The sequence below is a fragment of the Bradyrhizobium sp. genome, from assembly GCF_049798375.1.
GTDB lineage: Bacteria > Pseudomonadota > Alphaproteobacteria > Rhizobiales > Xanthobacteraceae > Bradyrhizobium.
The window spans coordinates 1-12633 of the sequence record NZ_JBARGP010000186.1 but is presented as its reverse complement, the minus strand read 5'-3'; the positions used below and the strand labels follow the sequence as shown (position 1 = coordinate 12633).

Here is a 12633-nt window from a genome sequence, read left to right as displayed (position 1 = left end):
AGAACCTGCAGCAGCTCGGCATCGACGCCACCTTGCGTATTGTCGATGCCGTGCAGTTTCGTGCCCGCCTCGAGGATTTCGATTTCGACATCGCCATGGAGCGGCTCTCGATGTCGGCGACGCCGGGTGACAGCCTCCGGCCTTATTTCGGCTAGCGCGAGGCCTCGACCAAGGGCTCGTACAATCTCGCCGGCATCGCCAGTCCCGCGATCGATGCCCTGGTCGAGAAGGCGATCACGGCCGAAAATCGTGCCGAGCTGACGGTGGCCTGCCGCGCGCTCGATCGGGTGTTTCGCGCCGGCCGTTACTGGATTCCGCAATGGTATCGCTCGACCCATCCGGTTGCCTATTGGGATGAGTTCAGCCATCCGGCCAAGCTGCCGAAATATGCGCAAGCCGCCGGCGTGCCGGACATGTGGTGGTTTGACGCGGCCAAGGCCGCCAAGCTCGAGCAGGCGAAGTAATTCATGAGCGCCTATATCGCCCGCCGTATCCTGCTGATGGTTCCGACCCTGCTCGGGATCCTGTTCGTGTCCTTTGTCGTCGTGCAGTTCGCGCCCGGCGGCCCGGTCGAGCGCGTGATCGCCCAACTCTCGGGCGCCGACACCGGCGGCACCTCGCGCATTTCCGGTGGGGGTGGCGATTTCGGCGCCCGCAACACGACCCAGCCCGGCGTCGGCGCGGAGGCGGTGAACTCGAAATATCGCGGCGCGCAGGGGCTCGATCCCGCCTTCATCAAGAGCTTGGAGAAGCAGTTCGGCTTCGACAAGCCGGCGCCGGAGCGCTTCGCGCTGATGGTCTGGAATTACTCCCGCTTCGATTTCGGCAAGAGCTATTTCCGCGATATCAGCGTGCTGCAGCTGATCAAGGAGAAGCTGCCGGTCTCGATCTCGCTCGGGCTCTGGATGACCTTGATCAGCTATTTGATCTCGATCCCGCTCGGCATCCGCAAGGCGGTCAAGGACGGCACCCGCTTCGACACCTGGACCTCGGCCGTCATCATCATCGGCTTCGCGATCCCGGGCTTCCTGTTCGCCATCCTGCTGATCGTGCTGTTCGCCGGCGGCTCGTTCTTCAACATCTTTCCGCTGCGCGGCCTCACCTCGGATGGCTGGTCCAACTTTCCCTGGTACTGGAAGATCGTCGATTACTTCTGGCACCTGACCCTGCCACTGATCTCGATGTCGCTGGGCGCTTTCGCCACCATGACGCTGCTGACCAAGAACTCGTTCCTGGACGAGATCCGCAAGCAATATGTGATGACCGCGCGCGCCAAGGGCTGCAGCGAGCGGCAGGTGCTGTATAATCATGTGTTCCGCAATGCGATGCTGATCGTGATCGCCGGCTTCCCCGGCGCCTTCGTCAGCGCCTTTTTCGGCAGCTCGCTGTTGATCGAGACCATCTTCTCGCTCGACGGCCTCGGGCTGCTCTCGTTCGAGAGCGTGCTCAACCGCGACTATCCCGTGGTGTTCGGAACGCTGTTCATCTTCTCGCTGATGGGGCTCGTGATCAACCTGATCTCCGACCTGACCTATATGTGGATCGATCCGCGGATCGATTTCGAGGCACGGGAGGTCTGATGACGATCACCGCACCCCCGCCCGTCGAAACGACCACGCATTCAGCGATCGGCGAAGCCGTCCCGCCGACGCAGCACGCCTTCCAGCCGTCGCCGCTGAACCGGCGGCGCTGGCAGAACTTCAAGGCCAACCGCCGCGGCTTCTGGTCGCTGTGGATCTTCCTGGTGCTGTTCGTGCTCTCGCTGTTCGCGGAGCTGATCGCCAACGACCGGCCGTTCCTGATCAAGTTCGACGGCCATTTGTACTGGTCGGCCTTCGTCACCTATCCCGAAACCGCGTTCGGTGGCGACTTCGAGACCGCGGCGGATTATCGCGACCCGTATTTGCAGAAGCTGATCGCGGACAAGGGCGGTACCATCATCTGGCCGCTGATCCGCTACTCCTACGACACTCATAATCTCGATCTGCCGACGCCGGCGCCGTCGCCGCCGACCTGGCGGCTGACCGAGGCGCAATGCAAGCCCGTGGTCGAGAAGAAGGGGCTGAAGAGCTGCCGCGACCTCGAATACAACTGGCTCGGCACCGACGATCAGGGCCGCGACGTGGTGGCGCGGCTGATCTACGGCTTCCGCATCTCGGTGCTGTTCGGCCTGACCCTGACCTTCTTCTCGTCGATCGTCGGCATCGCCGCCGGCGGCATCCAGGGCTATTTCGGCGGCTGGGTCGATCTGATCTTCCAGCGCCTGATCGAGGTCTGGAATGCGATCCCCTATCTTTATCTGCTGCTGATCCTCTCGGCGGTGCTGGTGCCCGGCTTCTTCACCTTGCTCGGCATCCTCTTGCTGTTCTCCTGGGTTTCGCTGGTCGGCCTGGTGCGCGCGGAGTTTTTGCGCGGCCGCAACTTCGAATACATCCAGGCCGCGCGCGCGCTCGGCGTCTCCAATGCCGTCATCATGGTGCGGCATTTGCTGCCGAACGCGATGATCGCGACCATGACGTTCCTGCCCTTCATCGTCTCCAACTCGGTGATGACCTTGACCGCGCTAGACTTCTTGGGCTTCGGCCTGCCGCCGGGCTCGCCTTCACTGGGCGAATTGCTGTCGCAGGCGAAAGCCAACGTGCAGGCGCCGTGGCTCGGTCTCACCGGCTTCTTCTCGGTGGCGATCATGCTGTCGCTTCTGATCTTCATCGGCGAGGCCGTGCGCGACGCCTTCGATCCGCGCAAGACGTTCAAGTAACAAGATCTGCAGGTGACCAGCATGGACGCCGTCAACCAACCGCTGCTCGCCGTCAGCGATCTCTCGGTAGCCTTTCATCAGCAGGGCCGCACCTCGCTTGCGGTCGATCACATCTCGTTCGAGATCAAGCGCGGCGAATGCGTCGCGCTGGTCGGCGAATCCGGCTCCGGAAAATCGGTCAGTGCGCTCAGCGTCCTGAAGCTGTTGCCCTATCCGCAGGCCACCCATCCGTCGGGCAGCATCCGTTTCAACGGGCGCGACCTGCTGCCGCTGTCCGAGCGGGAGATGCGCGAGGTCCGCGGCAGCGACATCTCGATCATCTTCCAGGAGCCGATGACTTCGCTCAATCCGCTGCACACCATCGAGCACCAGATCACCGAGATCCTGCATCTGCACCGGCCGATGTCGAACAGCGCGGCGCGGACGCGGACGTTGGAACTGTTGACCCAGGTCGGCATCCCCGAACCGGAGACGCGGCTCGGCAGCTATCCGCATCAATTGTCCGGCGGACAGCGCCAGCGCGTCATGATCGCGATGGCGCTCGCCAATGAGCCGGATCTTCTGATCGCCGACGAGCCGACCACCGCGCTCGACGTCACCGTGCAGGCGCAAATCCTGGCGCTGCTCGCCGACATTCGCGCGCGGCTCGGCATGAGCCTCTTGTTCATCACCCACGATCTCGGCATCGTTCGCCGCATCGCCGACCGCGTCTGCGTCATGAACGGCGGCAAGATCGTCGAGCAGGGCGAGGTGGAGCAGGTGTTTTCGGCGCCGAAGCATCCCTACACCAAGGCGCTGCTCGCCGCGGAGCCGAAGCCTGATCCGGCGCCGCCACGGCCAGCCGCGCCGGTGGTGATGTCGGCGGACGATCTCAAGGTCTGGTTTCCGATCAAGCGCGGCCTGTTCCGCTCGGTCGTCGGCCACATCAAGGCGGTCGATGGCGTCAGCGTCGCGGTGCGCAAGGGCGAGACGCTCGGCGTGGTCGGCGAATCCGGTTCGGGCAAGACCACGCTCGGTCTCGCTTTGCTGCGGCTGATCTCCTCCGACGGACCGATCGTATTTCTTGGTCACAATATCCAGGGCCTGAAGTTCAAGCAGGTCCGCCCTTACCGACGCGACATGCAGATCGTGTTCCAGGATCCGTTCGGCTCGCTGTCGCCGCGCATGTCGGTCGGCGACATCATCGCGGAAGGCTTGAGCGTGCATCAGCCCGATCTGTCGCGCGGCGAACGCGAGGAACGTGTCGTCAAGGCGCTGAACGAAGTCGGGCTCGATCCCGACACGCGCTTCCGCTATCCGCATGAATTCTCCGGCGGCCAGCGCCAGCGCATCTCGATCGCGCGCGCCGCGGTGCTGGAGCCGAGCTTCATCGTGCTGGACGAGCCGACCTCGGCACTCGACATGCTGTTCCAGTCGCAGATGGTCGACCTGCTGCGCGAGCTGCAGCGCAAGCGCGAGCTGACCTACATGTTCATCTCGCATGATCTGCGCGTGGTCGCGGCCCTCGCCAGCCATCTGATCGTGATGCGCAACGGCAAGGTGGTGGAGGAGGGGCCGGCTGCGACCCTGTTCAAGTCGCCGAAGTCCGACTACACGCGCGCCTTGTTCGCCGCCGCCTTCCGCAACGAGGCCGCCGACGGCGGCGCGGTCGCGACGTAGAGCCGCGGTCTCCGTGTGCGGTGATCAGTGCGCATGTTCGGCCTTCGCATCTCGCCGGCTCTGCGCCGGCAGAGCGACAGCACACCCTGCCGAAAGCGGAGCCGCCGCATGACATTGCGTGTTTGGTACTGCCGTTTTCTTCTATCTTAAGGATTGCGCGCTACTTCGGTCACATGCGCGCACGCTCGTCAGGAGAAGCTGACCTTGCCAGCGCCTCGCGGCGGCCCGCGTCGTTGCCGCCAGCGGGCGCAACTACGCGTATCGCTTACCTGGAATCGATCCGCGGCCTTGCCGCCGTCCAGGTCCTGTTGCTGCACCTGTTTTCTGGCTTCGTGCCGGACCTGGTATTTCCTGCTCCGACCTCGGCCCTGGCGGCGTCCATCCATCTCTCGCCGTTCTATTTTCTCTATGATGGTTACTCGGCAGTTTACATTTTCTTCTGCCTCAGCGGCTACGTCCTTACGCGTTCATTCGAGCGCACGTCGGATTGGCCACCGGCGCAGATCCTCGCGCGCGCGGTTCGCCTCGGGCTGCCGGCGCTGGGCGCGGCCGTCTTCGCCGGAAGCCTGATGCTCATCGTCGGCAAGGCGAATGTCGAGGCGGGAAGGCTGATAGGCAACGCCTGGCTCAGCCACCAGTGGAATCCCCATCTCTCGCTGTTGTCGATCGTGCGTGACGGCACCATCAACGCGCTGTTTCTGGGCTATCGCGATATGCCTGGGTTGGCGTCGCTCGCGCCCTGGCAAACCTCGGTCGGGCAATCCTTCGTCGCGCCGTTTTGGACGCTTAGCATCGAATTCTACGGCTCGATCGTGATCCTGCTGCTGTGCTGGTGTGCGCGGTGCTCGCGGCAACTCTGGTGGGCCGCAATCGTGCTCGGCATGGCCTTCACGCTCCGCAGCGCCTATGTCTGCTTCTTCGTTGGCCATCTGCTCGCAGCCTTTCACGTTGCGGAACGGCCGGCATCGAAACCCACGCTCTTGCCGCTGGCGCTCGTGGTCTCGGGCGTGGCATGCTGCGTGATGGCGGATGTCTGGCAGCCGGAATGGCTCGTTCGCCTCTGCTATTACCAAACCTATTGGCTGTTTCCCGGCCAGGCTCCGCAGATGCTGCAGAAGTCCTTTGGCGCGATCCTGCTGCTTGCCGGCATCATCAATCTTCAGGCGTGCCGCGACGCCTTGTCGAATCCGTGGTTGGTGTCGCATTCCCGATTGTCGTTCCCGCTCTATCTCGTGCACTGGCCGATCATGTGCGGCCTCGCTTCGGCGGCACTCGTGCATCTGAGCCGGATTACAGGCGTGGGACTGGCGCAATTTTCCGCCATTGCACTTGGCATCGCCGCGAGCGCGGCGGCGAGCTTCGCCTTCGCGGCGGTCGACCGCTACGCCGTTGGTGTGTCGCGGCGCTTGCGCCGCCTGACAGTCGGTCCGCCCGCGATCATGCCACCTGCGGGCGCCCCTGATGCCGCCAGCGCGGCGCTGCCGGGCGGAGCCGATATCCTTGCAGGCGGTCCCTGCGCGCACCATCGGGCGGCGACCACGGTCTAATCGAACCAGCCCTGCCGCACGAACCACAACAACGGCAGCACGCCGCTGGCGATCACGGCCAGCCAGGCGAGCGGATAGCCGAAGGTCCAATTCAGCTCGGGCATGTTCTTGAAGTTCATGCCCCAGATGCCCACCAGGATGGTCGGAGGCACGCCGACGACCGAAACGATGGTGAGGATCTTGAATAGGTCGTTCTGCTGGATGTTGATGAAGCCGAGCACGGCATCGAGCAGCAGCTGGATCTTGTCCGACAGCCGGGTTTCGTAGTCGCTCAAGGAGAGCACATCCTTCGAGACGGAGTCGAGGCGCTTCTTCGCCGACGGCGTCATCCATTCGCTGCCGGTATCACTGGTGAAGGCTGCGATCCGCTGCACGCCGAGCAGGACGTCGCGGGCCCGCGCCAGCTTGTCGGCCAGCACGCCGATCCTCTGCAGCGCCTCGCGTAACCTGCGGCTGGACCGGACCGGCTTCTTGCTCCTGACGAGGCCTCCCGTGAAGACCTCCTTGGACAAGGCATCGGTGGTCGTGCCGAGATGCTCGAGCACATCCGCGCCGCGGTCCACCATGGTCTCCAACAGGGCGGCGAAGACGCACATGCCGGTCACCAGATTTTCGTCGGTGTCGAGGCGTTTTACGATGCCGTCGAAGATCGGCAGCACCGAAAACCTGACGGTCACGAGCACGCGCGCATCGACGATGAAACCAACGGGCGTCAGGTGTGGCTCGCCCTCGGCGTCGATGCTCACGGCGGGCGTACTCAGGTAGATCTTGCCGTGATCGGAGATGAGGCGGCTCGAAGCCTCGATCTCGCTCAAGGCCGCCTCCGACGGGATCTTGATGTCGAGGAGGCGTTCGACGGAACGCTTCTCCTCGTCGGAGGGATCGAGCAGATCGATCCAGATCGCGCCCTCGGGCAGCTCGCCGCCGATCTTTGTGAGATCGTCGATATGGGTCCGGTATGTCCTGAGCAAGCGATTGTCCCCGCGGTGGCTATGAACGACTAGCGGAATAACCCGCTACTGCGTCAGGCGTTTCCAAGGCAGCGGAATCTTCGTCAGAGACCAACGCGGCACGCCGGCAAATGACATGACGTACTTTTCCGGATTGCTGCAAGCGGGCCGCCGGGCGCCTTGAGGCTCGGGCTCACAAGGCGATTTGCCCGACGGTGCGTTTCGCAAAAACCTGTCCAGCCCTTCGGATAAAAAGAAATAGCTTGTGTCGTCGGGCAAATCAGCTGCATTAATTTGTGCGTCCCGTCTCCTTCAGGAGGGGCGTTTCGCGACCGTCACGGACGTGGGAAGCGGGATGCGGTGGGCGTGTCGGGTTGCAGCGCGAGTCATTCGCGCCGACGAACGATCCGATGCGCACGGCGAAGTCGTGTGGTTCTGGCATCCCGGCGCTGATGCCAAGTTGGCGACGATGCTCGCGCATCACGCCGGCGACAGGGGCAAGAAAGCCGGTCCCTGGGAAGATCACGTATAAGCCGTAAAGCCATCGCGCAGGGAAGGCCGGTTGTTCGGCTGTCACCTGTGGTTCTGCCGCGTGCTTTCTTCCGCACGCGGACCATGGGTGCAGTTGGCACCCGGCCTTCCCTGCGCCCTCCGTCGTTTCGAGGGCCATCGTTCTTGCAAAGCTCGGGCGGATCACGCCGCGAGATCGCGGACGTTTGGCTCGATGCTGTTTGATAGGTGAATCGGATTGGCGCGTTCCACGTCGTTGCGACGGTCGGAGCGTGAACTCGGGGTTTTGTCATTGCGAGCGGAGCCAAGCATCCGGGGCCACACGGCAAACCTGGATTGCTTCGTCGCTTCGCTCCTCGCAATGATGCCGCAGATGGAGGATGTGTAGGGTAGGCAAAGCGAAGCGTGCCCACAGTTCTCGGAAGCGCTCATGTACAAAGAGGTGGGCACGCTTCGCTTTGCCCGCCCTACGATTTGGGCGCGAAGAAGCGCTTTGCCGCCTCTACGCAAGCCGCTTGATCGCCAGCGCGTCGCTGCCGCTGGCCTTGATCCGCGCGATGGCATCGCTTGTGGTCTCGATCGCGGTCGCCATGTGAAATGCATTGGCGTGCACGATCGTCTCCGCATCGCGAACGATGGCGACATGGCCCTTCCAGAAGATCAGGTCCCCGCGCCGGGGCTGGCGCGCCTCCTCTTCGGTCAGCTTGCGGCCGACGCCCGCGAGCTGCATGTCGCTGTCGCGCGGGCAGAGCAGGCCCGCGGCGTTCATCGAGAGCTGCACGAGGCCGGAGCAGTCGATGCCGAAGCTGCTCTTGCCGCCCCAGAGATAGGGCGTGCCGAGGAAGCGCTCGGCGACCGCGACGTAGTCCGGTTCAAGCGCGCCGAGTTGAACGACGTGCTGCTGCGGCACGAACCAGCCCTCGTTTGTCACGACGAAGCCTGCCTCCTCGCGCGCAATCGCGATCGTGGATCCCAGCACCAGCGTTTCGACAGGCGGCAGCTTGATCGACGGTCCCGGAAACGCGAAGGTCCTGATGGCGCTGACCTTGTGCGTCGGCGACGCGGCGGGTTTGCCCAGCGCAGCCTCCGGCAGCCAGCCGACATAGCTGTCGGCTTCGAGCTGGCCCCAGGCCCAACCCTCGCCATTGCGATCGTAGATGGTGACGTGCTCGCCGCGCAGCGCCTGCGTCACCTGCTCCGCGCCTGCAAATGGCTGCGCGCGCACCGGCGCGATCGCATCGGACACGACGAGCGTATCGCCTTCGACGAAGCTGCGAGCTTCGACTTGGCCTTCAAGGAATTTCGCGGCGATGTCGCCGCGGGCCGGTGTCAGGCGGCGATCAGCCATAGCGTTCACTCAAGAGCTTGTAGAGCGCCCGCGCGCCCTGGCATTCGCCGCCTTCGGGGCGGCCCGGCTTCGCCGATGGCGTCCAGGCGAAGATGTCGAGATGCAGCCAGCTCTTGGCGTGTTCGACGAAACGCTGCAGGAACAGCGCGCAAGTGATCGAGCCGGCGAAGCCGCCTGATGGTGCGTTGTTGATGGTGGCGACTTTCGAGTCCAGCCATGCATCGTAGGGCGCCCATAGCGGCATCCGCCACAGCGGATCGTGCTCGGCCATCGCACAGCGCGCAATGTCGGCGGCCAGCTTGTCGTCCTGGGTGTAGAACGGCGGCAGATCGGGCCCGAGCGCGACACGCGCGGCACCTGTCAGCGTTCCCATGTCGATCAGGAGATCGGGTTTCTCCTCATCGGCGAGGGCGAGCGCATCGGCGAGGATCAGCCGGCCTTCCGCATCGGTGTTGCCGATCTCGACCGTGATGCCCTTGCGCGACGGGAACACGTCGAGCGGGCGGAAGGCGTTGCCGGCGACCGCGTTCTCGACCGCGGCGATCAGCACGCGCAGCCGCAGCTTGAGTCCGGCGTCCATCACCATCTGCGCCAGCGCCAGCACGTTGGCCGCGCCGCCCATGTCCTTCTTCATCAAGAGCATGCCGCTCGACGGCTTGAGATCGAGCCCGCCCGTGTCGAAGCAGACGCCTTTGCCGACCAGCGTCACCTTGGGATGTGCGGCATCGCCCCAGTTCAGCTCGATCAATCGCGGCGCGCGCGGCGAGGCCATGCCGACGGCGTGGATCAGTGGAAAATTCTGCTGCGTCAGCTCATCGCCGACGATGGATTTGAACTGCGCGCCATGGCGTTCGGCGAGCTCGCGCGCGGCCGCCTCCAGCTCGACGGGGCCCATGTCGTTGGATGGCGTGTTGACGAGATCGCGCGCCAGCGTGGCGGCCTCCGCCATGCGTGTCAGCTCCGCGGCGTCGACGCCGTCAGGCGGCACCAGCTTGACCTCGGGCGCCTCGCCCTTGCGGTAACGGGTGAAGCGGTAGCTGCCGAGCGCGAAGCCGAGTGCGGCCAGGCGCGCATCATGCGGAGCGTTGGCGAAGCGATAGGTGCCGGCCGGCAGCAGGCCGGGCAGGCTGCCGGCGCGGAACGGATCACGATAGCGTGCGGTGTCGTCTTCAAGGCCGAACAGCACCTGCGCGATCTCACCTTCGGCAGAGGGCAGGACCAGGCTGGCGCCCGGCTTGGCGGCATAACCATTGGCCTGCGCGAATTGCCGCGCCGGAGCCGGCAGCGCGTCGCGGATCGCCGGCCAGCTCGATTTGGTAGCGAAAATGATCGGGATCGCCGCTGCGCTGGGCGCGGTCTCAAAAATCGATGACATGCGGTCTCATTCCTTCAGCGGGCCGACGCAGTCTGCAGAATTCGCAGAGTTTGGCCGCGGCTGCAATCGCGAGCTGCCGCACTATGTTAGGTTCCGGGCGCGGAGATGGCAGCTCAAATGACGAAGAGAGAACCCTGATCATGATCCTTGAAACCTATCTGCGCTGCTTCGTCGACGCAGATGCCCTCGATGCGACGGTCAGTTTCTACAAGGCGCTGCTCGGCGGCGAGGAGACGTTGCGCTTCGCCTATCCGGAGACTGGCCTCGAGCTTGCCGCGGTATCCTCGCCGCGCCTGTCCGTGCTGGTGATCGCGGGCGAGGCAACCAAACGTGAGCCGTTCGAGGCGACGGCGCTGACCATCAAGGTCTCCAGCCTCGCGCACTATGCGGACGTGCTGCGTGCGAATGGCGCGGTGGAGCTCGATCCGGTCCAGACAACGCCGGTCGGGCAGAAGATGCGATACCGGCATGCGGATGGGATGGTCGTCGAATATGTCGAACACAGCTCCTGATCCGGACATATCCGGACCAGCTTTGACCCGGCACGAATGGCAGCGTTAACCCGCCGTTAGCGTTAACGCTTTATTGCTGGCGTCCATCGGGTTCGACCCGCTCGTTTCAGAGTCCGTGTGACATGCGTCAGCAGCCCCATCTCGTCAGGCTCCTCTCATCAGTCGCTTTGGTCGCCGTCATCGCGGCCGGTCTCGGCGGTTGCCAGACCATGTCGGATGTCACCGGCTCGCTCGGCATGCGATCGCAGCCGCAAGCACCGGCAACGCCGGAGCGCGCTGCCGAGGTCTATGGCGATCGCTATCGCGCCAACCCCAAGGATGCGAATGCCGCGGTCGCCTACGGTCAGGCGCTGCGTGCCAACGGCCAACGCGAGCAGGCGGTGGCCGTGCTCGAGCAGGCGACGCTGGCCAATCCCGGCAACAAGGTGGTGCTCGCGGCCTATGGCCGGGCGCTCGCCGACAATGGCAATTTCAAGCTTGCCTTCGACGTACTGGCCAAATCCCATACGCCCGCCAATCCGGATTGGCGGATCCTGTCGGTGCAGGGCACGGTGCTCGACCAGATGGGGCGTCACGACGACGCGCAGCGCTACTATGACAGTGCGCTCAAGATCATGCCCGGTGAGCCCAGTGTGCTGTCCAACCGCGGCATGTCCTACATGCTCTCGAAGGATCTGCCGCACGCCGAAGAGGCGCTGCGCCAGGCTTATGCGTCGCAGCGCGCGGATCCCCGCGTCAGACAGAACCTCGCGCTCGTGGTCGGCCTGCAGGGCCGCTTTGCCGAGGCGGAGAGCATCGCCAAGGCCGATCTGCCGCCCGATGAGGCTGCCGCGAACGTCGCCTATCTCAAGGAGATGCTGAAGGGCGGCAACGTCAAGCCGCAGCCGGGCCGCGGCAACATTCCGATGGCCTCGCTCAATCAGCCGCCGCAGTAATCGGGCACGACCCGCTCATTTCGTCAGCAAGCGGCGGCAGGTCTCGACGAACACCTCGGCACCGGTGACGATGTCGGCATCATCGGTGTTCTCGGTCCAGTGATGGCTGATGCCGCCGATCGAGGGCACGAACAGCATCCCTGCCGGCATGACGGTCGAGAGGAACTGCGCGTCGTGACCGGCGCCGCTCGGCATCCGCAATGATTTGCCGCCGGCGATCTCGGCACTCGCCGCCTCGATCGCATCCTGAAAGGTGCCGTCCATCATCGCCGGCGCTCCTTGCCTGAGGCGCTCGATCGCGACGCTGCACGGGCCTTGTGCCGTGGCCTGAGCGGCCATCTCCGCGAGCAGCCGCTCCAGCCGATCGACCACATCAGGGTCGTCGTCGCGCATTTGGAACAGCATCTCGGCGCGGCCCGGAATGATGCTGGGTGCGCCGGGATCGAGCGTGATGCGGCCGGTTGTCCAGACGGTGCGCGGGCCGCAGGTCCCGGGGAAGCGTTCGTCGATCGCGACGCAGAACTTCGCCAGTGCCAGGCCTGCGTCCTTGCGGATCGCCATCCGCGTGGTGCCGGCGTGGTTCTGCTCGCCGGTGAAGCTGATGCGGTATTGCCAGATGCCGACGATCGAGGTGACGACCCCGATCTTGAGATGATCGCGCTCCAGCGTCTCGCCCTGCTCGATATGGGCCTCGAGATAGCCGATGTGGCGGCCACGCTCGACGTGTACGCGCGGCCTCTCGGCGAGGCCGGCGCGGGCCAGCGCGGCGCGCATCGGCTCCTGGTCGCTGCGGTTGCGAGCCGCATCGATCTCACTCTCGCTGACATCGCCGATATAGGAGCGGCTGCCGAGGAAGCTGCCGAAATGCCCTTCCTCGTCACACCAGGCGGCGACCTCGACGGCACCGTCGACCGCGGGATCGGGATTGAGCACGCGGGCGGCCTCCAGCGCATAGACCACGCCGAGCGGCCCATCGAGCCAGCCGGCATAGTTCTGGCTCTCCAGATGCGATCCCGCGAGCAGCTTGCGTCCCGGCTTG

Annotated in this window: 10 protein-coding genes and 1 pseudogene; 7 read left to right on the top strand and 4 right to left on the bottom strand. The window is 64.6% G+C overall.

Features of this window, described 5'->3' with window-relative positions; genetic code table 11:
• From WA702_RS07925 to WA702_RS07905, 5 genes and pseudogenes are all read left to right on the top strand, one after another.
• Positions 1–464: pseudogene (locus tag WA702_RS07925) on the top strand (ABC transporter substrate-binding protein); the annotation flags it as partial.
• A 3-nt stretch (positions 465–467) separates the two neighbouring features.
• On the top strand, positions 468–1580 hold the full coding sequence (locus tag WA702_RS07920) for a microcin C ABC transporter permease YejB (protein WP_425109975.1): 1113 nt from the start codon (positions 468–470) through the stop codon (positions 1578–1580).
• Positions 1580–2758: an ABC transporter permease gene (locus WA702_RS07915; protein ID WP_425109974.1), complete on the top strand. Its 1179-nt coding sequence runs from the start codon at positions 1580–1582 to the stop codon at positions 2756–2758. Before WA702_RS07920 ends, WA702_RS07915 begins: the two co-directional genes overlap by 1 nt.
• A gap of 21 nt (positions 2759–2779) precedes the next feature.
• On the top strand, positions 2780–4417 hold the full coding sequence (locus tag WA702_RS07910) for an ABC transporter ATP-binding protein (RefSeq protein ID WP_425109973.1): 1638 nt from the start codon (positions 2780–2782) through the stop codon (positions 4415–4417).
• A gap of 233 nt (positions 4418–4650) precedes the next feature.
• The gene (locus tag WA702_RS07905; protein ID WP_425109972.1) at positions 4651–5964 is read left to right on the top strand and encodes an acyltransferase family protein; all 1314 of its coding nucleotides are present in this window, start codon (positions 4651–4653) and stop codon (positions 5962–5964) included.
• Here the strand turns inward: WA702_RS07905 and WA702_RS07900 are convergent.
• The 3 genes from WA702_RS07900 to WA702_RS07890 form a co-directional block, all read right to left on the bottom strand.
• Positions 5961–6935: a magnesium transporter CorA family protein gene (locus WA702_RS07900; protein WP_425109971.1), complete on the bottom strand. Its 975-nt coding sequence runs from the start codon at positions 6933–6935 to the stop codon at positions 5961–5963. The two genes, WA702_RS07905 and WA702_RS07900, sit on opposite strands and share 4 nt — an antisense overlap.
• A gap of 991 nt (positions 6936–7926) precedes the next feature.
• Positions 7927–8772 carry an NlpC/P60 family protein gene (locus WA702_RS07895; RefSeq protein ID WP_425109970.1) on the bottom strand — a complete coding sequence of 282 codons (846 nt, stop codon included), beginning with the start codon at positions 8770–8772 and terminating at the stop codon, positions 7927–7929.
• Entirely contained in the window at positions 8765–10147 is a 1383-nt protein-coding gene (locus tag WA702_RS07890; protein ID WP_425109969.1) for a leucyl aminopeptidase family protein, read from the bottom strand. The genes WA702_RS07895 and WA702_RS07890 overlap by 8 nt, the downstream gene beginning before the upstream one ends.
• Positions 10148–10287: 140 nt before the next feature.
• On the opposite strand from WA702_RS07890, the gene WA702_RS07885 reads away from it, so the two are divergent.
• Both WA702_RS07885 and WA702_RS07880 read left to right on the top strand, forming a co-directional pair.
• The gene (locus tag WA702_RS07885; protein WP_425109968.1) at positions 10288–10659 is read left to right on the top strand and encodes a VOC family protein; all 372 of its coding nucleotides are present in this window, start codon (positions 10288–10290) and stop codon (positions 10657–10659) included.
• Positions 10660–10781: 122 nt separating this feature from the next.
• Positions 10782–11594 (top strand): tetratricopeptide repeat protein, encoded by an 813-nt coding sequence (locus tag WA702_RS07880; protein ID WP_425109967.1) that lies wholly within the window; start codon positions 10782–10784, stop codon positions 11592–11594.
• 15 nt (positions 11595–11609) lie between these two features.
• Here the strand turns inward: WA702_RS07880 and WA702_RS07875 are convergent.
• The coding region (locus WA702_RS07875; RefSeq protein WP_425109966.1) for a hydantoinase/carbamoylase family amidase at positions 11610–12633 on the bottom strand (1024 nt) is incomplete at its 5' end.